A 21438-nucleotide genomic window follows, 5' to 3' on the forward strand; every position below is an offset into this window, starting at 1 on the left:
TCACGCGCTTTTCGCATCTGCCGCAAGGCTATCGGGCGTTATGCGGTGACTAAGCAACGAATCAAGAGGTGGTTACAATACACCCTCGCAAGCCACCAAAACAACATCAATTTGATAACATTTAATTTACTTTTAAGCTTATTTGCGAGGCGTGACGCAGGCATGTTCCTTGATAACGAATTTTGATAAAATCACTCCCTTTCATAACATTATTTCAGCCTAAGATTGGGCAGATAATTTGCATAAAAATTCATCCATGTGCATAATAATGTTGTTTCTACCGCTATATTTCGGGTGATTTATGCGAATCTCTTCTAAACAAGAAGAATTGGTTAAAGCGTTCAAAGCGCTGCTTAAAGAAGAAAAATTTAGTTCTCAGGGTGAGATCGTCCAGGCCCTGCAGGAAGAGGGTTTCGAAAACATCAACCAGTCGAAAGTCTCCCGCATGTTAACCAAGTTCGGCGCGGTGCGTACCCGCAACGCCAAAATGGAGATGGTCTACTGTCTGCCTGCCGAACTGGGTGTGCCGACAACCTCGAGCCCGCTGAAGAACCTGGTGCTGGATATCGACTATAACGATGCCGTGGTGGTGATCCACACCAGCCCGGGTGCGGCTCAACTGATTGCCCGCCTGCTCGACTCGCTGGGTAAAGCGGAAGGTATCCTCGGCACCATCGCCGGTGACGATACTATCTTCACCACCCCGGCCAACGGTTTCTCGGTGAAAGACCTCTACGAAGCCATCCTGGTGCTGTTCGAACAGGAACTCTGATCCCCTTCCCTGCTGCCGTCGCGGCGGGGAATCTTCTGCTCCCGCCTCGTTCACCCCTACAATCTGTTATCTGCAATTTAACAAATAGTGCGATTTTCTGCCCAAATACATTCACTCAGTGAATGATAAAACGCAAAATCGCACGAATAATCAAAGCAGCGTATCCCATTAATTTAATTGAAAATAATGGCCATACCCCCGCTTAAACCCCGTTTTTTTATTCCCTGTAGTTATAAAAATGCTTTTGCTTAACACGTGATTACACGAGAAACAATTAGCATGGTATTAATTTTTGCCGTTATTAGTGTATACTTGATTTTGTGATGAGGGTCACGAAACGAAGACCCCAGTAAAGAATATGACGAGGAAAAGAATCATGAAAATCAAAACTACCGTAGCCACGCTAAGCATTCTGTCTGTTCTCTCTTTCGGTGCCTTTGCCGCCGATTCAATCAACGCCGATCAGGCTCAGTCTCGTGAATCTATCGGTACCGTTTCAATCGGTGCAATCGGTACTTCGCCGATGGACATGAACCAGATGCTGAACAAAAAAGCCCAGGAGCAGGGTGCCTCTTCCTACCGCGTGATCGAAGCGCGTACCGGTGACCACTGGCATGCGACTGCTGAGCTGTACAAATAAGTTTTACCAGGCACGACCCGAACTACCCGATATCTCTGTTCAACGGCACCAGGCATAAAAATAGCAGCACAACCCTTCTCGCCGTTGAGCTTGCCCTGTAAGGAGTAAAGACTATGAACACTAAATTAATCATCGCCGCAGGTTTCGCTTCCGTTCTCTCATTTGGTGCCAGCGCAGCTGTACATCAGGTGAATGCCGATCAGGCACAAAGCCTGCAACCAATGGGAAGCATCTCTGTAGGTGCAGTTGCTGGTTCTCCGATGGATGTCCGTGAGGCACTGGCAGCAAAAGCTGAAAAAGCGGGCGCCAGCAGCTACCGCGTTACCGAACTGAACACCGGCGACCACTGGCATGCGACCGCCGAGCTGTACAAATAAACCCTCGTCGTATTGATTTACGACTTGCCCCTGCTTCGCAGGGGCTTTTTTATGCCTGCACTAACGTACGTTAAAGCGAATCTGCCCTTCCAGCTCCTCTTCCGCCTCATCAAACAGCAGGATCAGCGCGCCAAAACGCCTGCGCAGCTTTTCCGGCAAATGGATAAATTCGATTTCAAGCGGTAGCGGCAACTGACTGCTGGTGACGATGTCCCACAGGGAGTCAAGATCCGTCACGCTCTCCTGTCCCATGCCAAAGGCTCGTGAAAATTCACGGTAGAAGTCTTCCTGACTGTCGATTTCATCAAAATCAAACGTATAGATATTCATTGCCAGCCACCCCGTCCAGGTGGGCGGCTTAAGCCGCCCTGTCGATTATAATCCCCCGATATGCAGGGTTTTCACTTCCAGGAACTCCTCCAGTCCCAGTACTGACCCTTCGCGACCCAGCCCCGACTCTTTCACCCCGCCAAAAGGCCCAAGCTCTGTAGAAACCGCGCATTCGTTAATCCCAATCATGCCGCTCTCAATGGCCTGCGACACGCGGAACACCCGCTGCAAATTCTGGGTATAGAAATAGGCGGCCAGGCCATAGGGCGTATTGTTGGCGCGCTGGATCACCTCCTCTTCCGAGGTAAAGCGGAAGCAGGCCGCCACGGGTCCAAAGGTCTCTTCGCTGGCAAGTGCCATCCCTTCATGGCAATCCCCCAGTACCGTTGGCTGCCAGAAGTTTCCACCCAGGGAATGAGCCTTGCCGCCCGCCAGCACCGTCGCCCCTTTGGCAACCGCGTCCTCAACGTGCTCGCGCACTTTTTTCACCGCGGAAGCTTCAATCAGCGGCCCGACAACGGTGCCCTCTTCCAGGCCATCACCGACTTTTAAGTCGTTTACGGCGGCGGCGAGTTTGCTGACGAACGCTTCGTACACCGACTCCTGAATATAGAAGCGGTTAACGCTGACGCAGACCTGGCCCGCATTGCGAAACTTGTTGGCAATCGCTCCTTTCACCGCAGCATCAATGTCGGCATCCTCAAAGACGATATAGGGTGCGTTGCCGCCCAGCTCCATCGACACTTTTTTCATGGTTTCTGCGGCATTGCGCATCAGGGTTTTGCCGACCGCCGTCGAGCCGGTAAAGGAGATTTTGCGCACCTCCGGACTAGACATGATCGCATCGCTTATCTCAGCGGTATTGCCCGCCACTGCGTTAAGCACGCCGTCCGGTACGCCCGCTTTTTTAGCCAGCGTCAGCAGCGCAAAGGCGCTCAGCGGCGTGTTGTTGGCCGGTTTTATTACGCCGGTACAGCCGGCAGCCAGGGCCGGGCCCAGCTTGCGGGTCAGCATCGCCATGGGGAAATTCCACGGCGTGATGGCCGCCACGACGCCAATCGGTTCGCGGGTGGCAAGAATGCGGGAGCCGGGTTTAACCGGTGGGATGATTTCGCCGTTGGCGCGTTTGGCCTCCTCGGCAAACCACTGGATAAAGCTCGCCGCGTACTCCACTTCCCCTTCCGCCTCTTTCAGCGGTTTGCCCTGCTCGGTGGTCATCAGCTGGCCAAGCCACTGCTTGTTTTCAATGATGAGTTCATACCAGCGATAGAGGATGGCCGACCGCTCTTTTGCGGTTCTGGCACGCCAGGCCGGGAAAGCACGGCTCGCGGCGGCGATAGCCTCTTCGGTCTCTTTTTTACCTGCTTTTGCCACCTGGGCGATCGCCGCCCCGGTAGCCGGGTTAAGTACATCGAATGTTGTATCGAGCGTTTTCCATACGCCATCGACTAAATATCCGGTCTGAAATAGCGCACTGTCCTGTAGAGCCTGGGTAGTCATGTATCCTCCCAATCCGGGTTTAAGTACTTGCCCGAATAAGTATAGCCATAAAAAAACCGACGCTTATGGCGTCGGTTTTCAGGAGGATCAGCTGTCGGTGAGGGCATTCTGGTAGCGATGGAGCATGCCCACCAGCCGCTGCACCGGTTCGGTCACCTGTCGCGGCGCCTCCCAGATGCGCAGTTTTTCCTGGTAGATCTCCAGTTCGCCCAACAGCTGGGTAAAGTAGCGTCGGCGCTTGTCGTCGCTGGAGGCGGATATCACATGATCCGCAGTACGTCGCAGCTGGCGGTGGAACGCCGAGAGATCGTCATTCACCGGGATCGGGGCATTGCGCAGACGCTGGTGAGCGATGATCAGCGTCAGGGCCAGGCGAAATTTGGCGATATCACCCGGGAACTTGGTCAGCAGTAAAAAGAGCTGCTGGTAGAGCGCAGGCAGGTGGTTCTCTTTGCGCCGGGCGGTATTGGTCGTCATCGCCGAGACGGCAGCAGAAACAAACTGGTTCAGCAGCACGCGCCCGGTTCTGGCCTGCGAGTTATCGCGCACCAGCAGGATCACCATCATCGCCAGGAAACAGCCGACAATCTGCCCCAGCGCGCTGTCCAGGAACTGGCTGAAGTGGAAGGTCATCGGGTTATCCAGCACCAGAATATTGATAGTACTGGCCAGCGCCCCCAGCGAACCCAGGCGGCGCTTCTGCACCTCGATACCAATAAAGAAGGCCATCACGGCAAGACTGATACAGAGCAGCAGCATGCTTTGCTGGGTCGACGGAAGAACCACCAGGAAATAGAAGGCGCCAAGCGGCAGCGCTGCCAGGGTGCCGTACAGGAAATCGAGCGCCACCATCCGGGGATTCGGCAGACGCATCGCCAGCGAAGTCACCACCGCAATCATCACCATCGCACCGCTACCGGAGGTCCAGCCGGTCCACAGCCAGAACAGCGTCCCGAGCATACAGGCGAGCGTGGTACGCCAGAAGTTCACCATCGCATGGTGACGTTCCGCCGACTCGGCCTTGACTACCACTTCGCCCTGCAGCACCTCCTCTTCGGTGGCACTGATTTTGGTATTGCCGATCACCCCACGTTTGAGCAGCAGGTAGCGCGTCGCCGCCCCGACCCAGGTGTAGATGGTCACCGGGGTGTCGCGCTCGCCGGTCCAGGCGATGACCCGACGCATACGTTTGAGCTGTTTATGCACGTCCTGAACGGTGGTGACGGGGACGGCAAACTGTTCCCGGAAGGTATCGGTGATTGCCTCCGGGCGCGTGTTCTGGATCAGGTAGGTTTCGCAGGCCTGGGTGATCAGCGTTAAGGAGACGGTATTGAGCGCCTTCAGACGGCGGTTAGCCCGCGACCAGCGGGACGACTCCATATTAAGGTTGCTGCGCATCCCTTCCAGGGCGGTGGTACGACGCACCAGCGCGCTCCAGGCGTTATCCACCTCTTCACTGTCGCCGTGCTTAATGCACAGCTGCATGAGTTGATACTGGGCAACGATCAGCGCGTCCAGTTCGCGATCCACTTCCTGTTTGATCGAGCGCGGGGAGAACAGCAGATCCGCCACGATCGCACAGACGATCCCCATGACGATCTCACTGCAGCGCTCCACGGCAAACTGCGGCGCCAGCAGGGGGTTGGTCTGGATGGTGATGATAATGATCAGCGCCGTATAGCCGGAAAGGCCCCAGGCGTAGGAGTTCTCCACCCGTACCAGGGAGGAGATCCAGGTACAAAAGCCAGCCCAGATACAGCACACCATCAGCATCAGCAGCGGGGTGCGGATCATCAGGATAACGATAGTCAGCGCGGCGATACAGCCGATAAAGGTGCCGACGATACGCAGCATCCCGCGATAGCGAATAGCGCCGGAGTAAGGTTCCCCTCCCGCCGCAAACGCCGGGCCCGCGGCGACAATCGCCGCCGTTAACACCGCCCAGCGGGGCGTTTCCAGCTGAAAGTGGAACCCGACAAACAGCGCCAGCACGATGGCGAAGGCCAGCTTAATCGCGAAGCGCAGGTGCTGGTTGGCGATGGAGAAGATACCCATGGCGATTAACCAAACTCACGCAGGCGGTGGGCAATTTTGCGGAACAGCGAGTCGTGGCTGGCATCCCGGTCTTTCTCACCGGTGATCACCACCGTCGCCGTTGTCCCCGCAGGCCACAGGTCACCCTGCTGTTCATCCAGACGAATGCGTACCGGCACGCGCTGGGCCAGACGTACCCACTCCAGATTGGAATCGACCGTCGCCATTCCCTTGCTGTCGCGGGTGGCGCTGGAGTTGGTCACCCCTGCCGACACGCTGTCGACGGTGCCTTTCAGCACACGGTTGCTGCCAAGGGGGGTGATCTCCGCCCGGTAACCCGGACGAACGTTTTCCAGCTTGGTCTCTTCCATATAGGCGAGCACGTAGAAGGAGTGCTGTTTGACCAGCGCCACGGCGGTGGAGCCGCGGGTAATAAATTCGCCGGTGTAGACGTTAAGGTTGGTCACCCAGCCGTCGGAAGGCGCGCGGATCACGGTCCGATCGAGATCGAGCTTCGCCAGATCGCGGGTCGCTTCGGCCTTCGCCTGTTGATGCAGAACGGTTTGCAGCACGTTGTTGGACTGGTCGATCTCCTCCCGGGACATCGCCTGCACCCCCAGCTTATTACGGCGTCCGGCTTCACGACGCTTTTCCGCCGCCAGCGCCTGGTAGTAGGAGACATCTGCTTCGGCCTGTTCCAGCGCTTTCTGGTAACGTGGCTGGTCGATGGTGAACAGCACCTGATCTTTTTTGACCAGCTGGTTGTCATGCACGTTAACGGCGGTGATCAGCCCCGCCACGTCCGGGGCAATGGCCACGATGTCGGCGCTAAAGCGCGCGTCACGCGTCCACGGCGACTCGGTGTAATAGACCCACGCGCGGAAAATAGCGATGAACGCGAGGATGACCAGTGCCAGCGTAATGGCGGTACGGGAGATTTTTCTTGTTAGTGTTTTCACATCTACCTCAAACAAACATGCGCGATACAAGATAGAACAGGCAGCAATAGAGCGCGGAATTGAACAATGCAGGGTGCCAGACGAAATCATAGATCCCGGTTGGAGCCAGCACCTTTCGCACCAGCCAAAAAATTGCCAGTGATAAAAGTAGTTCGAAGAATATCGGTGGGAACGACAATCCGAACACCACGATAACGGGAAACAGACTCATGTTGACCTTGATTAGAGCGAGCAGGCGAAAGAATTATTCAGCGTACGGCACCGCAGAAGTGGCCAGAAAAGCCGGGCGAGAGTGGCGTAGCTATAATGTATTAATAATATATTAACGTAACTGTTATGCTGTTATCTATCATATGTGATCTAAATCACTTTTAACTCAGAGTGAATAATGGAACGTCTAAAACGGATGTCAGTTTTTGCCAAAGTCGTTGAGCTGGGCTCCTTTACCGCCGCGGCGAGGCAACTACAGATGAGCGTATCGTCGATCAGCCAGACCGTTGCCAAACTGGAAGATGACCTCCAGGTGAAGCTGCTCAACCGCAGCACCCGCAGCCTCGGCCTGACGGAAGCCGGCAAAATTTATTACCAGGGCTGTCGGCGAATGTTGTATGAAGCCCAGTCGGTGCATGAGCAACTCTACGCCTTCAACAACACCCCTATCGGCACGCTGCGCATCGGCTGCTCTTCAACTATGGCACAAAATGTCCTGGCTGAAATGACCGCCGATATGTTGCAGGAGTATCCGGGGCTGACGGTGAATCTGGTCACCGGCATTCCCGCCCCGGATCTGATTGCCGACGGGCTGGACGTGGTGATCCGCGTGGGTGCCCTGCAGGACTCCAGCCTCTTTTCACGTCGTCTGGGCAGTATGCCGATGGTGGTGTGCGCGGCGAAAAAGTACCTCGCCAGAGCGGGAAGCCCGGAGAAACCGGCGGATCTCAGCAATCACGCCTGGCTGGAGTACAGCGTGCGCCCGGATAACGAGTTTGAACTGGTCGCGCCGGAAGGGCTCTCGACCAAACTGCTGCCGCAGGGGCGCTTTGTGACCAACGATCCGATGACCATCTCCCGCTGGCTGGTGGCCGGGGCCGGGATCGCCTATGTGCCGTTGATGTGGGTGATCAACGAGATCAATAGCGGTGAGCTGGAGATCCTCTTCCCGCGCTATCAGTCGGATCCACGTCCGGTGTATGCGGTCTACACCGAAAAGGACAAACTGCCGCTGAAGGTGCAGGTGTGCATTAACTACCTGACGGACTATTTTGTGAAGGTGGCGGCGCTGTTTCAGGAGATGCGGGGAAGGAAGGAGTGACGCCTAACAATCCCCTCTCCCTTTAAGGGAGAGGGTTAGGGTGAGGGTGATAAATTTACGCGGTACCGCCGACGGTCAGGTTATCCACCTTCAGGGTTGGCTGGCCAACACCCACCGGCAGGCTCTGCCCCTCTTTACCGCAGACACCGACGCCGTTGTCCAGCTTCAGGTCGTTACCGACCATCGAAATCTGCTGCATCGCTTCGATACCGGAGCCAATCAGGGTGGCGCCTTTCACCGCTTTGGTCACTTTGCCCTTCTCGATCAGATAGGCTTCTGAAGTCGAGAAGACAAATTTACCGGAGGTGATATCCACCTGGCCACCGCCGAAGTTCGGCGCATAGATCCCGTACTCAACGGATTCGATAATTTCCTGCGGCGTGGATTTGCCCGCCAGCATGTAGGTGTTGGTCATACGCGGCATCGGCAGGTGCGCATAGGATTCGCGACGGCCATTACCGGTTGGCGCAACGCCCATCAGGCGCGCATTCATTTTGTCCTGCATGTAGCCTTTCAGGATGCCGTTTTCGATTAGCACGTTGTACTGACCCGGGGTGCCTTCATCGTCGATGGAGATCGAGCCACGACGATCGATCATCGTCCCGTCATCCACCACGGTGCAGAGCTCAGAAGCAACCAGCTCCCCAACCTGACCGCTGAATACGGAGGTTCCGCGACGGTTGAAGTCACCTTCCAGACCGTGGCCGACCGCTTCGTGCAGCAGCACGCCAGGCCAGCCCGCGCCCAGCACCACCGGCAGCGTACCCGCAGGTGCCGCGACGGCAGAAAGGTTCACCAGCGCCATACGCACTGCCTCTTTCGCCCAGGCGTCGGCACGGACTTCACCGTCCACCGGGTTCAGAAACCATTCGTAACCGAAACGTCCGCCGCCGCCGCTGGAGCCGCGCTCGCGTTTGCCGTCCTCTTCCACCAGCACGCTGACGGAGAGACGCACCAGCGGACGCACGTCGGCGGCCAGAGTGCCGTCCGTCGCCGCCACCAGGATCAGCTCGTACACGCCGCTCAGGCTGGCAGAGACTTCCTGCACGCGCTTGTCTTCCGCGCGGGCCACTTTGTCCACCCGACGCAGGATATCCAGCTTCTCTTCACGGCTCATGCTTTGCAGCGGATCGACGCTGGTATAGAGCGCGGAGTGCTGCACTTCGCCCAGGGTTTTCACCCGGCCATCGCCGTGATCGCGCACGATGGTGCGGGCCGCCTGGGCGCTTTGCTGCAGGGCAGTCAGGCTGATCTGGTCCGCATAGGCAAAACCGGTTTTCTCACCGCTGATGGCACGCACGCCGACGCCCTGGTCGATGTTGTAAGAGCCATCTTTAATGATGCTGTCTTCTAAAACCCAGGATTCGTGATAGCTCGACTGAAAGTAGAGATCGCCGTAGTCGAGACGGCGTTCGGTCAGTTGACCAAGAATGGAAAACAGGTCCTGATGGCTCAGGCCGTTCGCTGCCAGCAGATGTTCACTTACCAGGTTCAGACTCATCGTTTTGCTACTCGTTCGTTGCCGTCCACAGGACGTATCTAAGATCTTATCTATTGAGAGTGAGGCAATTAATTGCCCGCGTCAAATCATTGCTGTGCATCTTTGCGTGGCTGACGCAGCACTTCATTAATCTGTGGTTTATCCACCGGGCCGGTGATGTGATAGCGCAGAATGGAGACTTTGCTCCACAGCGGCCCCAGCACTTTACTGGCGGCAAACACCGCCGCGCCCACAATCGGGTTAACGGCAAAGGCCGCCGCTACGCCCACGGTCGCGGAAATTTCCGGTGCCACCACGGCTTCCATATCCAGTTCACGCCGCACCAGATTGACGGAGCCTTTCATGGCGATATCCGCTTCCAGCCCGTCAACCAGCGTGTCGTCGGTGTGCAGCACCCCGTCTTTGATCCACGCGGTGCTGCGAATAGAGTCGAAGTAGAAGCCTTCATTAAAGGTATCGCTGAAGTCAAAGCGCAGCTTGCGCAGCAGGGCGTCGAAACTGAGTAAACGCAGCAGCTGCCCGGCATGCCCGGTGCTAAGATCGGCAATTTCACCTTTACCCAGCCGCGCTTTCAGAATGCCGTTCAGCGATGCTTCGTCAGGCTTCCAGGGCATGTCGCGCCAGTGCAGATCGTAATCGACGTCAAACGATGAGCCGCGAACCGGAGTGGCAATGCCAAAGTAGTTTGCGGCGGCATCCAGCTTGTTACCCTTGATTTGCCCCTTCAGGGAGGTGCGCTGCTCGCGGGCGCCGTTCACCCACTCGCCGTTAGCGGTCAGGCGTCCGAAGCCGGTATCAATCAGCCCGCCCGCCAGGGTCAGGGTATCGCCCTTGATGGTGAAATCGCCATTAATACGGCCATACTTCTGGCCCCACAGCCAGCACTCGGCACAGCGCAGCTGTAAGTCAGGCCAGCCGCTAAAATTCATCCGCGTAGTGCTGGCTAACGGTGAAACGTTATTGCCCTTTCCGCCCGTGACGGTGGCCGGGTTGTAATAGAGATAGCGGATATCTGCCTGCCACGGCGCGGTATCACGCATCAGCAGGCTGGCGTTGATCTCCCGCCCCTGGGCCTCGACCTTTGAACCGTTGATGGTGGGCTGCGAGACAATGCTCAGGTTGTTCCACTGCTGGCCACCCAGCGTCAGGGCTGGCGTGCGTACCGTGATGTGCTGCGGGAACTGCGCCGCATCATCCACATTTTGCCCCACTCCGCTCTGGAAAAGCGCCAGCCATTCTGCCCCGTCCAGCGGCGGGAGATTCAGCTCCACGCCCGCCTGCTCCGGCAGCGGCGGCAGGGTGCGGCTGTCGGTGGTCCAGATAGCCCGATCCAGCGTCAGCTTGCGGTTCAGCAGCCAGCGGCTGTTAAAGTGATTATCCCCACCGGCATTGCCGGTAAGGTTAAAGCTGTTGAGATCCCCGTCGACGTTCAGCTTCACCGGCAGCGGCTCGCCCGCGCTCTTGTTCAGCGGTGAAGGCAGATCGCTGCTGACGCTCTTCAGGTCGCTACTGATATCCACCCTGTAATGCGCGCTGCCACGGTAAGGCAGATCGATCGCCACCTTGCCGTTCCAGGGCACGCGACCTTCAAGGGACTGGCTGACCACTTTTGGCAGCACATCCATTCGCGCAGGCTGCCAGCTGGCATCCATATTGACCGCCACCTGGTAGGCTTTCTCACCTTCGGTGGTGGAGAAATCGATATTCACCGGCTGGCTGAACCAGTTTGCGGTCAGCGGCCCGCTTTTCAGATCGCCATTCACGAAGCTGAACTGGCCGGTCAGATTTTTCAGCGTGCTGTCCAGCGGTTTGATGAACAGGCTGTTGTTTTTCAGCCTGACGTCACCTTTGGCGGTGGTCATGGTGCCGTCAAACGGGATATCCAGATGTAAGCGAGCATTCACATCGCCATCTAACTGAAGCTGCTGGAGGGTAGCGCCCAGTGAATCATCCAGCGGCGTCTCTTCGAAGTACGGCCCGACGGCTTTTCCGGGCCCGTTGATATCGGCGTCGATCAGCAGTTTTTCTTTTGAGTAATCGGGGATTACCGCGGTCAGATTGCTGGCCTTCACGCCGCCCAGCGCCACACCGTCGGTTTTCATCCACAAGCCGTCGTTGATGAAATTAAGCTCAATATCAAGATTTTTCAGCGCCGGCCAGTCGGGCTGGAAGGCATAGGTGGCGTTGCGTAACGGCACCAGCACCTGGAACTGACCTTCGTTGTGCTTATAGGGGAACAGATGGGGATTGCCGCCATAGGCCAGGGTCGCGCTGTCCGCCTGCCCGCCCTGAATGGCGCCGCTCAGGTAATCCACCAGCGCTTTGCCCATCAGGTTTTCAGGAAAATAGCGCCAGGCCTGAGAACCGTCGTCGGTGCTGATGCCTGCCAGGATCCCCAGCCAGGGTTCATCGCCCGCCGGCTGCAGATAGCGGAAATCGCCCCGGGCGTGCACCGCTTTGGCCTTCACGTCGATGTCGCGCCCGTCGAGCTGGAAGCCTTTCTCGTTTTTAAGCCAGTGAAGGGTCGCCGTGCCTTTTTCGATCTCCAGCGGCGCGCGGAAGACGGTTTCATACGGCATTTTTGCATCGTTAATGTGGGCCACCAGACGGCCATCTTCCATGCTGCCTTCCAGCGTGCCGCTGAAGTGCTCGGCACCCGGCAGCATCTCCCACTGCTTCCAGGCGAGATCGGTCCAGGCGATGTTGAAGCGGGTCTTTTCCGTGGCCTGCAGCGGAATATCCAGCGCCAGAGCATTGATTGCCCCCACCGGCTGGGTGGCCTGCCAGACGTCGCCCAGCGCCGGAGAGAGTTTCGCCGCAATGGTCCGCAGCCCGTCGAGGCCGGATAGCTCCAGATTGCTGGCGCGAATGCGCAGCTCATCGCTGCGTTTGCTGTTGGTCCCGCCCACGTCCTGCTCAGGGATCCAGGCCAGCGACAGCGCTCCGCGCGGCCACGCTTTGTCGTCCAGGGTAATACGGGTATCTGGAATGGCGAACTGCCAGCCCTCTTTCTCGCGGGTTACGTGGGCGGTGAGGTTATCAACAGAGAGCTCATGCTGACGCGTTTTGCCCGGCCAGGTGGCGCCGCCCTGCTTCAGCCAGAGATCCCCGCTGGCGATCTGACCGTTAGTGAGTGTCATCCAGCCTTCAATGCTGAACTGTGCGGTTTCAAGCTGCATATTCTGCTGCAGCCAGTCCCCCAGCCAGGGTTTGACGTCCACGTCATCGGCCTGCATCCACACTTTGCCGTTATTCAGCAGACCATTATCGTCACGCAGATCCATGCGCACCTGCATCACGCCGTGCTGACCGTTCAGGCTGGAGAGGCTGACCTGTCCCTCAGCACGATGGCGCTCTTTGCCGTTAAGCCAGGTTAACTGGGGGATCGCCAGCTCGGCGCGCTGCCCTGAGAGGGTAATAAAGCTAATTTTGCTGTCACGTAGATCGAAATGATCGAACTGGCGCAGAAAAAGATCGCTGACACGGCTTGCTTCGAAGCCCTCACCCTGTTCGTTGCTGCGCAACGGGGAATTGGTCAGAAACTGCAGCTGATAGAAGGTGAGATCGCGAAACTGCCAGCGCAGGTGCAGCAGGCTTTGCCACACGTCCAGCGCCAGGGTCAAACGACTGATTTTAAGGTGGCCGCCGTCTTTCAGCTGCGCGTCAATGTCGCGCACTTCCAGCGTCGGGCCAAAATTCTGCCAGCTCGCGTCAAGCTGGCCTGCCGTAATGGGTAAGCCGGTTGCGGACTCTATCTTCGCCAGCAGCTGCGGGCGCCAGTTGTCCAGATGCGGCAATGCGAGACGCAGCCCGCTTACGAGCAACGCGACAATCACTATCAGCGTTGCCCCTGTAAGCAGTAAAATCCCCGGCAGTCGCCTCACGCCTCTCTCCTTGTCAGCCGTTTTCTCGCAGCACGCTGCGTGTTACATCATCACCACGTCAAACTGCTCCGGGTTATAGAGCGGTTCGATTTGCACTTTCACCTGTTTGCCGACAAAGATTTCCACTTCCGCAAGGGCGTGTGACTCTTCCCCTTTCAGGGCTTCCGCCACCGAAGGAGAAGCATAGACCAGGAAACGGTCAGAGTCGTAGGCGTGATGAACGCGGACGATCTCACGCATGATCTCATAGCAGACCGTTTCAACCGTCTTCACCGTGCCGCGGCCATGGCAGGTCGGGCACTCGTTGCACAGTACATGCTCCACGCTTTCGCGGGTGCGCTTGCGGGTCATTTCCACCAGCCCAAGCTGGGAGAAGCCGTTGATGCTGGTTTTGACGCGATCTTTACTCAGCGCCTGCTCCAGGGAATGCAGCACGCGACGGCGGTGGTCTTCGTTACTCATATCGATAAAGTCGATGATGATGATGCCACCCAGATTGCGCAGACGAAGCTGACGCGCAATGGCCTGCGTCGCTTCAATATTGGTGTTGAAAATGGTGTCGTCCAGATTGCGATGCCCGACAAACGCCCCGGTATTGATATCCACGGTGGTCATCGCTTCGGTCTGATCGATAATCAGATAGCCGCCGGATTTGAGTTCGACCTTACGCTCCAGCGCGCGCTGGATTTCGTTCTCGACGTCATACAGATCGAAAATCGGCTGGCGTCCGGTGTAGTGCTCCAGCAGGCCCGGCATTTCAGGAATGTACTCGGCGGTAAACTCGAGCAACGCGTCATAGGTCAGACGGGAGTCGACGCGGATACGGTCCAGTTGGGCATCGGCGAAGTCGCGCAGCACACGCTGGGCCAGCGCCAGCTCGCCGTACAGCTGATAGCGCGTCTGGTTGCGTTTTTTACGCTCCATCACTTTGGTCCAGACGCGTTTCAGGTAGGCGGCATCCGAGGCCAGATCTTCTTCGCTGATCCCCTCTGCGGCGGTGCGAATAATAAAGCCGCCCTGCTCGTCGCAGTAAGCGCCCACCACCTTTTTCAGCCGCTCGCGCTCGCTTTCGCTCTCGATACGCTGAGACACGCCCACGTGAGAGGCGCCAGGCATAAAGACCAGATAACGGGAGGGTAAGGTGATGTCGGTGGTTAGACGCGCGCCTTTGGTACCCAGCGGATCTTTCACCACCTGCACCATAAGATCCTGGCCCTGACGCACCAGCTCGGAGATATCACGAACGGTGAACTGCTTTTGCTCTTCTCCTGCCACGCACTCGGTGTGCGGCATAATATCCGAGGCGTGCAGGAAGGCCGCTTTATCGAGTCCAATATCTACAAATGCCGCCTGCATACCCGGTAGTACACGACTGACACGACCTTTGTAGATATTGCCTACTATTCCGCGTCGCGCTTCACGCTCAATATGGATTTCCTGAAGAATGCCGCCATCAATGTAGGCCACACGGGTTTCCGAGGGCGTTACGTTTACCAACAATTCAGCCGTCATAATTATCCCTTCCCTCACGCAGTGAGTTAAAATTGCTCAGCAACTCATACGTTTCCACCAGCGGTAAGCCGACTACGGCGTGATAGCTGCCATTGATCTTCCTGACAAAACAGCCACCCAACCCTTGAATACCGTATGCACCTGCTTTATCCATAGGTTCACCGCTGGCGATATAACCGGCGATATCCTCATCAGTGAGTACTCTGAACGTGACCTCAGTGACAACCAGGCAGTCGAGCACATGCTGACTGTCTGCCAGCGCGACGGCGGTCATCACCTGATGCGTTTGCCCGGACAATTTGCGCAGCATCCTGAACGCATGCTCGCTGTCGTGCGGTTTCTCGAGGACTTCACCGTTAAGGATCACGATGGTATCTGCGCCCAGCACCGGTAAATCACGCGGCACCTGCGCCACGCCTGCCTGGGCCTTCTCCCGCGCCAGGCGGGAAACATACTGCTGAGCACTTTCGCCCTCGGCACGTTTCTCTTCAATGCCGGTAACGATGCGTTCAAAAGATACCCCTAACTGTGTCAGGAGTTCCTGACGGCGTGGGGAGCCGGAAGCGAGATACAAAGACGTCATAGAAACCTTTTATTGCACGGCAAATTGCTGGCGGACCTTACGCATCAGCAGGAATAACCATGGCCAGAGCACACCGTTTACTACACTACTCCAGAACACTTCCGGACGGAAAGAGACGTTGATCACTAAAAACTCTGCCCAGAAAACAATGATATCCGCGGCCATAGATAACAACATCACCACCAGCGCCTGTTGCCAGAGCGCCAGATTACGAAAGAGCTGGAATTTCAGTGCGACCAGGTATGCGATGATACTCATGGACAGCGCGCGTACGCCAAGCGTCGAGCCACTGATCAGATCCAGTATGGCACCCATCACAAAACCTGTGCCCACATTTACGCGGTGCGGCAGGGCGAGGATCCAGTAGAGCAAAATCAGCAGCACCCAGTTTGGCCGGAAAACGAGAATGTCATCCGGCCAGGGCATGACTTGCAGCAACAGCGCGATCAAAAACGAGAGCCAGATAACCCAGCGTCCCTGGCTACGGTAGCTTGCCACTATTGCCCTCCCGGGGAGAGTTGCGGTGGCGGCGGCGCATCAGGCGGTGGCTGGGTCAGCCCTGTTGCCGGCGCAGGAACTGGCGCTGGCGGCCCCATCGAGTTTGGCGCAGGCAGAACCTGCGGCATCATCTGCATCAGGCGTTCATTCGCCACGCGATGCACATCTTCCGGCGTCATTGGGTTGCTGCCATTACGATCGGCACCCCACAACAGCAGCAGATAGCGCAGGCGCTGCAGACCCGCCGTTGGACGTGCCTGAATCACGGTGTAGGCGCGCTGGGTGTCCAGCTTCACGGAGGAGACCACCCCAACCGGATACCCTTCCGGGAAACGACCGCCCAGACCAGACGTCACCAGCACATCGCCCACGCGAATATCGGTATTCGCCGGCAGATGTTCCAGCTGCAGATCGTCCGTACAGCCGTTACCGGCGGCGATCACGCGGATGTCGTTACGCAGCACCTGAATCGGCAGCGCATGGGTCGCATCGCAAATCAGCAATACGCGGCTGGTGAGCTTGGCAACGGCCACCACCTGACCGACGACGCCTTTATCGCTGATAACAGGCTGGCCTTCGTATACGCCATTGACGCTGCCCTTGTCGATGACCACCTGATCGCTGTAGGGATCGTTAACGGTGGAGATCACCTGGGTCACCATCTTCTGCTCATCCTGACGCAGCGGGGAGCCTAAGAGTTCGCGCAGACGGGCGTTCTCCTGCTTGTACTGGCCAAGCATCAGCAGTTCGCTGTTTTTCAGCAGCAGTTCCTGGCGTAACGCGCGGTTTTCAAGTTCGAGTTGATCGCGTGAGGACAGGGTTTGCGAGACGCTGTCGAGTAATTCACGGGGACCATTTGATACAAAGTAGAAAGGACTGACGGCGGTATCCATGTACGTTCTGATCTGGCTGAACGTACCGAGGCGGCTATCGGCAATAATGACACCAAGCGCTACCAGCACCCCAAGGATGAGGCGAAACTGTAGCGACGGGCCACGGCTAAAAATTGGCTTCATAGGCTATGCGTACTCTCGCGTCAGAGAGAAAGGGTAGCCATCCGCTACCCTTTCACACCTGACTACTCTTCGCTGAACAAGTCGCCGCCGTGCATGTCGATCATTTCCAGCGCCTTGCCGCCGCCACGGGCTACGCAAGTCAGTGGATCTTCAGCAACTACGACAGGAATACCTGTCTCTTCCATCAACAGGCGGTCGAGGTTACGCAGCAGCGCACCACCACCGGTCAGAACCATACCGCGCTCGGAGATATCGGAAGCCAGTTCCGGCGGGCACTGCTCGAGGGCAACCATGACGGCGCTGACGATACCGGTTAACGGCTCCTGCAGCGCTTCGAGGATTTCGTTGGAATTCAGGGTAAAGCCACGCGGAACGCCTTCTGCCAGGTTACGGCCGCGAACTTCGATCTCGCGAACTTCGTCACCCGGGTAAGCAGAACCGATCTCGTGCTTGATACGCTCTGCGGTGGCTTCACCGATCAGAGAGCCGTAGTTACGGCGAACGTAATTGATGATCGCTTCGTCGAAGCGGTCGCCGCCGATACGTACGGAAGAGGAGTAAACCACACCGTTCAGGGAGATAACGGCCACTTCAGTGGTACCGCCACCGATATCGACGACCATGGAACCGGTTGCTTCGGAGACCGGCAGACCGGCACCGATTGCTGCAGCCATTGGCTCTTCGATCAGGAAGACTTCACGCGCACCAGCGCCCTGAGCGGATTCACGAATAGCACGACGTTCAACCTGGGTAGCGCCAACCGGCACACACACCAGAACACGTGGGCTCGGACGCATAAAGCTGTTGCTGTGCACTTGCTTGATAAAGTGCTGAAGCATTTTCTCAGTCACGAAGAAGTCAGCGATAACGCCGTCTTTCATCGGACGAATGGCAGCGATATTACCCGGCGTACGGCCAAGCATCTGCTTAGCGTCATGGCCTACAGCCGCTACGCTTTTCGGTGAACCAGCACGATCCTGACGAATGGCCACAACTGAAGGCTCATTCAGTACGATGCCTTGTCCTTTTACATAAATGAGGGTATTCGCGGTACCCAGGTCAATGGACAGGTCATTGGAAAACATGCCACGAAATTTTTTCAACATACTAAGGGATAATCCTGAAAGCTGGGGCGGAAAACAAAATCCGCTTACTTTACCAACCACACGCAGCAGCGACAAGGCGCAAAAATCGCCTGCTACGGTGAAAATTTGTGCAGCACGTTTCCTTTGTTACAAATCGTCGCCTGACTCCCTCAGGGCTGAGAAAAAACAGCCTTCCTCACGTTCATTTGTAACCCGTTAAAGGTCGTTCACTGTCATTTTGCTCGTCATACATCACGCTACAGGCGCGATATTCTACGTGAAAACTTACCAAACGGCAGGTTAAACAGAGTATCTTTGCGAATATTTTTTCACATTGCTGTCAAGAGGCTGAGAGGCCGCAAAAAAATCCCCCTGGCCCCCTGTCACGCCGCGCTCCGTCAACGTCTGCCATTCCGTTCGCGACCGCACACCTGTAGCAAATACACGTGTTTGCGTTCCTTTGCACGCTTCCACCAGGCTCTGCACCAGCAGCTGGTTTTCCGTGCGTTTTTCGATATTCCTTACCAGCCCCGGATGCAGCTTCAGTAACTCCACCTCCAGCGCCTTGATCCAGCTGGTGCTGACCAGCGTTAAACCCGCCTGCGTAACTGCCACGCGCGCGCCCAACGCATTAATCAACCGAACGACCGGCTGTAACCGACTGATGTGTTGACAAACATCCGCCTCTGCAAGTTCAAAAATAATCCGCTTGCGCTGCGATTTTTCACATTGCATCAACACATCCCGCAGCCAGCGCTGGAATCGCGGGCGGATCAGGGACTCAACCGTGACCTGCAATGCCAGGTGCTCTTCGGGCCAGAAGGATAAGAATGGCATCAATCGCGATATTTGCTGGCGATCGTACTCTTCGGACAGGCCAAACTGCAGCACCATCGGGAGATACTCCGCCGACACCACCTCTTCGTTGCCGTCGAAGATCCGGCACAGCAGTTCCCGGTGATGAACCTGGCCGCTGGTCAGCACCGCCGGTTTTTGATAAATCCGCGGCCCGCCGCGGGTAAGCATCTGCTCAATTAAGGTTCGCCAGCGCACGTTGCCGCGCCCTTTTTCAGGCAGGGAGTCATCATAAACCGCCCAGCCGTTCGCCCCCTGCAACACCGCATTGCGGGTGGCGGCTTCGGCATGCTCCATCACCTGCTCGGTGGACTGGCCCCCGCGCCAGGCGCAAATGCCAATATGCACCATGTCTTCGCGATCGAGCATTTTGCTCGGCGGCAGCGCATCCACTGATTTCAACAGCAGGCTGGCGATACTTTCGGACTCTTTAAGGGTGCGGTGCGGCAGTAACACGGCGTAATCACTGCGGTGATAGCGTGCCAGCAGTGCGCCGGGATAGCGCATAATAAAGGTGGAGAGCATATTGATGAGCGTAAACAGGTGCTCCTCTGCTACCGCCCGCCCCCAGTTATCTTTCAGCAGATCGAAGTCCGGCAGACGGACAATCATCACCACCCCGTGGGTACCCACGTTCTCCTGATCTTCCAGCAAGGTGCCCAGTTGGTTATCAAAGAACAGACGATTATTAAGGCCGGTTTTGTTGTCCTGGGCGGCATAGGAGCGGATCAGCGTGTCGATACGGCTACGCTGGTCGCTGGCAAACTGGATTTCGGAGAGCAGGACGTCCAGCGCGCTGCTGGTGCGCGATGGCCATTCATAAACCGAGCCGCGCACCTGCGCGCCGCGTTCCCCGTTGAGGATCCGCGCTGAACGCGACTCCAGCAACTCCTGTCCTGAGAGCTGACGCCGTAGCCAGCGCACCGCCAGGAAGATCAGCACCACCACGAAGAATACCGCCAGAGTCAGCGGCGCGGTGGTCATCATGGAACGAAAATAACTGGTCATTGGGTCCTGATAGACCAGGCTTATCGTCAGACCGGGATTTTTCAGGGAGGGGACGGTGAGCTCGAGCGTCTGGGGAGCAGAACCCGCCTGTCGGTAATAGGTTTGCCCGGTATGGCTTAGAAGGATGTGATCGCCCTGCTTAATCTCCACCCGCGTGATATCCACCGGGGCCATGAGTTCATCCAGCTCGCGGGTAAGTTCTGGAAAGGGGGTGCTGACAAGGCGGGCATCAATCACCGACGCCACGGAATGGACGCGGTTCGCCAGCTTCCCCTGGATCGCATTATAGAAACTGAGCGAGCAGCCAATAAAGATGACAAAAATGGTCATCCCGGTAAGCAGGGAGATAAAAGCGGAGAACTTCGTCGATAATCGCATCCTTGAGATTACTCCGTGAGTTGGTGAGGATAGCAAGTGAGTACTAACTTGCAATACGGCATCGGCATACTACCAAATCAGGTGTATCTGGCAATTTATTGCGTTAAATCGGCATCGCATGTCATTGAGCGAGTATAGTCTTCAAAAATTTTTTTCCAATCATCATCCCAGGTAAGGAATTCGTATGCAGGCTTTGATCTTAGAACAGCAGGAAGGCAAAACTCTTGCATCAGTGCAATCTATTGAGGAGAGCCGTCTGCCTGAAGGTGCCGTGACCGTTGACATCGACTGGTCCAGCCTTAATTACAAAGACGCCCTCGCCATAACGGGCACAGGCAAAATCATCCGCAATTTCCCAATGGTTCCAGGTATCGATTTTGCCGGGCGTGTACACGCCAGCGAAGATCCGCGTTTTCATGTGGGCCAGCAGGTGCTGCTGACCGGCTGGGGCGTGGGCGAGAATCACTGGGGCGGACTGGCGGCACAGGCGCGCGTCAATGGCGACTGGCTGGTGCCAATGCCAGACGGGCTCGATGGCCGCAAAGCGATGATCATCGGCACCGCCGGTTTTACCGCCATGCTGTGCGTGATGGCGCTGGAAGAGGCGGGCGTACGCCCTGAATCTGGTGAAGTGGTGGTGACGGGCGCCAGCGGCGGCGTCGGCAGCACGGCGGTTGCCCTGCTGCATAAGCTGGGTTACCAGGTCGCGGCGGTATCCGGCCGCGAAAGCACCCACGACTATCTGCGAAGCCTTGGTGCCAGCCGCATTCTGGGCCGGGATGAGTTCGCCGAGACCCGTCCGCTGGAAAAACAGATCTGGGCCGGGGCCGTTGATACCGTGGGCGACAAAGTGCTGGCGAAAGTGCTGGCGCAGATGAACTACGGCGGCTGCGTGGCGGCATGCGGTCTGGCGGGCGGTTTTGCCCTGCCGACCACGGTGATGCCGTTTATTCTGCGCAACGTCCGTTTGCAGGGAGTCGATTCCGTGATGACCCCTGCTGAGCGCCGGGCACAGGCCTGGGAGCGACTGGTTCGCGATCTGCCTGCCTCCTTCTACGCGCAAAGCGCCACGCAGATTAGCCTTGAACAGGCACCGGAGTATGCCGCGAAAATCATCAGCAACCAGATCCAGGGCCGTACCCTGGTGAAGCTCGCCTAATCTTCAAATTTTCGTGACATATTCGCTTTAACCCT

The 21438-nt window shown here is 57.0% G+C and carries 18 protein-coding genes; 5 read left to right on the forward strand and 13 right to left on the reverse strand.

The genetic code is table 11. The features are described 5' to 3' along the window. The first annotated feature begins 301 nt into the window (after window positions 1-301). The 3 genes from argR (at window position 302) to yhcN (FFB58_RS15170) (ending at window position 1789) form a co-directional block, all read left to right on the forward strand. Window positions 302-772 carry a transcriptional regulator ArgR gene (gene argR, locus FFB58_RS15160; RefSeq protein ID WP_032614540.1) on the forward strand — a complete coding sequence of 157 codons (471 nt, stop codon included), beginning with the start codon at window positions 302-304 and terminating at the stop codon, window positions 770-772. Between the two features lie 376 nt (window positions 773-1148). Then, entirely contained in the window at window positions 1149-1412 is a 264-nt protein-coding gene (yhcN, locus tag FFB58_RS15165; protein ID WP_039031600.1) for a peroxide/acid stress response protein YhcN, read from the forward strand. Between the two features lie 113 nt (window positions 1413-1525). Further along, a complete protein-coding gene (gene yhcN, locus FFB58_RS15170; protein WP_039031599.1) occupies window positions 1526-1789 on the forward strand; it encodes a peroxide/acid stress response protein YhcN in 264 nt (87 codons plus the stop codon). Window positions 1790-1849: 60 nt separating this feature from the next. Here yhcN (FFB58_RS15170) and FFB58_RS15175 read toward each other — a convergent pair whose 3' ends face one another. The 5 genes from FFB58_RS15175 to aaeX form a co-directional block, all read right to left on the reverse strand. Then, a complete protein-coding gene (locus FFB58_RS15175) occupies window positions 1850-2119 on the reverse strand; it encodes a barstar family protein (protein WP_039031598.1) in 270 nt (89 codons plus the stop codon). A 45-nt stretch (window positions 2120-2164) separates the two neighbouring features. Then, window positions 2165-3619, reverse strand: a complete 1455-nt coding sequence (locus tag FFB58_RS15180; protein WP_138370322.1) for an NAD-dependent succinate-semialdehyde dehydrogenase — start codon at window positions 3617-3619, stop codon at window positions 2165-2167. Between the two features lie 87 nt (window positions 3620-3706). Next, a complete protein-coding gene (aaeB, locus tag FFB58_RS15185) occupies window positions 3707-5674 on the reverse strand; it encodes a p-hydroxybenzoic acid efflux pump subunit AaeB (protein WP_039031596.1) in 1968 nt (655 codons plus the stop codon). Window positions 5675-5679: 5 nt separating this feature from the next. Next, on the reverse strand, window positions 5680-6612 hold the full coding sequence (gene aaeA, locus FFB58_RS15190; protein WP_138370323.1) for a p-hydroxybenzoic acid efflux pump subunit AaeA: 933 nt from the start codon (window positions 6610-6612) through the stop codon (window positions 5680-5682). Window positions 6613-6619: 7 nt separating this feature from the next. Further along, entirely contained in the window at window positions 6620-6823 is a 204-nt protein-coding gene (gene aaeX, locus FFB58_RS15195) for a p-hydroxybenzoic acid efflux pump operon protein AaeX (protein WP_072036688.1), read from the reverse strand. Window positions 6824-7000: 177 nt separating this feature from the next. Here aaeX and aaeR point away from each other — a divergent pair, with 177 nt between their 5' ends. After that, the gene (gene aaeR / locus FFB58_RS15200) at window positions 7001-7924 is read left to right on the forward strand and encodes an HTH-type transcriptional activator AaeR (RefSeq protein ID WP_039030635.1); all 924 of its coding nucleotides are present in this window, start codon (window positions 7001-7003) and stop codon (window positions 7922-7924) included. A 55-nt stretch (window positions 7925-7979) separates the two neighbouring features. Here the strand turns inward: aaeR and tldD are convergent, their stop codons facing one another. From tldD to csrD, 8 genes are all read right to left on the reverse strand, one after another. Continuing rightward, window positions 7980-9425: a metalloprotease TldD gene (gene tldD / locus FFB58_RS15205; protein WP_138370324.1), complete on the reverse strand. Its 1446-nt coding sequence runs from the start codon at window positions 9423-9425 to the stop codon at window positions 7980-7982. Window positions 9426-9511: 86 nt separating this feature from the next. Next, the gene (gene yhdP, locus FFB58_RS15210) at window positions 9512-13309 is read right to left on the reverse strand and encodes an AsmA2 domain-containing protein YhdP (protein ID WP_138370325.1); all 3798 of its coding nucleotides are present in this window, start codon (window positions 13307-13309) and stop codon (window positions 9512-9514) included. Between the two features lie 42 nt (window positions 13310-13351). After that, window positions 13352-14821, reverse strand: coding sequence for a ribonuclease G (gene rng, locus FFB58_RS15215; RefSeq protein WP_039030638.1), 1470 nt, complete (start codon window positions 14819-14821; stop codon window positions 13352-13354). Then, window positions 14811-15404, reverse strand: a complete 594-nt coding sequence (locus tag FFB58_RS15220; RefSeq protein ID WP_039030639.1) for a nucleoside triphosphate pyrophosphatase — start codon at window positions 15402-15404, stop codon at window positions 14811-14813. The genes rng and FFB58_RS15220 overlap by 11 nt, the downstream gene beginning before the upstream one ends. A 9-nt stretch (window positions 15405-15413) precedes the next feature. Then, window positions 15414-15902 carry a rod shape-determining protein MreD gene (mreD, locus tag FFB58_RS15225; RefSeq protein WP_032614566.1) on the reverse strand — a complete coding sequence of 163 codons (489 nt, stop codon included), beginning with the start codon at window positions 15900-15902 and terminating at the stop codon, window positions 15414-15416. Continuing rightward, window positions 15902-16918, reverse strand: coding sequence for a rod shape-determining protein MreC (mreC, locus tag FFB58_RS15230; protein WP_039030640.1), 1017 nt, complete (start codon window positions 16916-16918; stop codon window positions 15902-15904). The genes mreD and mreC overlap by 1 nt, the downstream gene beginning before the upstream one ends. Before the next feature lie 62 nt (window positions 16919-16980). After that, the gene (mreB, locus tag FFB58_RS15235) at window positions 16981-18024 is read right to left on the reverse strand and encodes a rod shape-determining protein MreB (protein WP_000913396.1); all 1044 of its coding nucleotides are present in this window, start codon (window positions 18022-18024) and stop codon (window positions 16981-16983) included. A 279-nt stretch (window positions 18025-18303) separates the two neighbouring features. Beyond that, on the reverse strand, window positions 18304-20244 hold the full coding sequence (gene csrD, locus FFB58_RS15240) for an RNase E specificity factor CsrD (RefSeq protein ID WP_039030641.1): 1941 nt from the start codon (window positions 20242-20244) through the stop codon (window positions 18304-18306). A gap of 184 nt (window positions 20245-20428) precedes the next feature. Between csrD and FFB58_RS15245 the strand changes: the two genes are divergently transcribed. Then, window positions 20429-21403, forward strand: coding sequence for an MDR family oxidoreductase (locus FFB58_RS15245; RefSeq protein WP_138370326.1), 975 nt, complete (start codon window positions 20429-20431; stop codon window positions 21401-21403). Window positions 21404-21438 lie beyond the last annotated feature (35 nt).

This window comes from Enterobacter sp. MF024, from assembly GCF_005843915.1.
In the GTDB taxonomy this organism is placed as follows: domain Bacteria; phylum Pseudomonadota; class Gammaproteobacteria; order Enterobacterales; family Enterobacteriaceae; genus Enterobacter; species Enterobacter barmai.

Bases quoted from the DNA above. Each gene is read 5' to 3' on its own strand.
- aaeX (WP_072036688.1), bottom strand. From the start codon at position 6,823: ATGAGTCTGTTTCCCGTTATCGTGGTGTTCGGATTGTCGTTCCCACCG.
- aaeR (WP_039030635.1), top strand. From the start codon at position 7,001: ATGGAACGTCTAAAACGGATGTCAGTTTTTGCCAAAGTCGTTGAGCTG.
- mreC (WP_039030640.1), bottom strand. From the start codon at position 16,918: ATGAAGCCAATTTTTAGCCGTGGCCCGTCGCTACAGTTTCGCCTCATC.
- csrD (WP_039030641.1), bottom strand. From the start codon at position 20,244: ATGCGATTATCGACGAAGTTCTCCGCTTTTATCTCCCTGCTTACCGGG.
- FFB58_RS15245 (WP_138370326.1), top strand. From the start codon at position 20,429: ATGCAGGCTTTGATCTTAGAACAGCAGGAAGGCAAAACTCTTGCATCA.
- tldD (WP_138370324.1), bottom strand. From the start codon at position 9,425: ATGAGTCTGAACCTGGTAAGTGAACATCTGCTGGCAGCGAACGGCCTG.
- rng (WP_039030638.1), bottom strand. From the start codon at position 14,821: ATGACGGCTGAATTGTTGGTAAACGTAACGCCCTCGGAAACCCGTGTG.
- aaeB (WP_039031596.1), bottom strand. From the start codon at position 5,674: ATGGGTATCTTCTCCATCGCCAACCAGCACCTGCGCTTCGCGATTAAG.
- yhcN (WP_039031599.1), top strand. From the start codon at position 1,526: ATGAACACTAAATTAATCATCGCCGCAGGTTTCGCTTCCGTTCTCTCA.
- FFB58_RS15180 (WP_138370322.1), bottom strand. From the start codon at position 3,619: ATGACTACCCAGGCTCTACAGGACAGTGCGCTATTTCAGACCGGATAT.
- yhcN (WP_039031600.1), top strand. From the start codon at position 1,149: ATGAAAATCAAAACTACCGTAGCCACGCTAAGCATTCTGTCTGTTCTC.
- mreB (WP_000913396.1), bottom strand. From the start codon at position 18,024: ATGTTGAAAAAATTTCGTGGCATGTTTTCCAATGACCTGTCCATTGAC.
- argR (WP_032614540.1), top strand. From the start codon at position 302: ATGCGAATCTCTTCTAAACAAGAAGAATTGGTTAAAGCGTTCAAAGCG.
- FFB58_RS15220 (WP_039030639.1), bottom strand. From the start codon at position 15,404: ATGACGTCTTTGTATCTCGCTTCCGGCTCCCCACGCCGTCAGGAACTC.
- FFB58_RS15175 (WP_039031598.1), bottom strand. From the start codon at position 2,119: ATGAATATCTATACGTTTGATTTTGATGAAATCGACAGTCAGGAAGAC.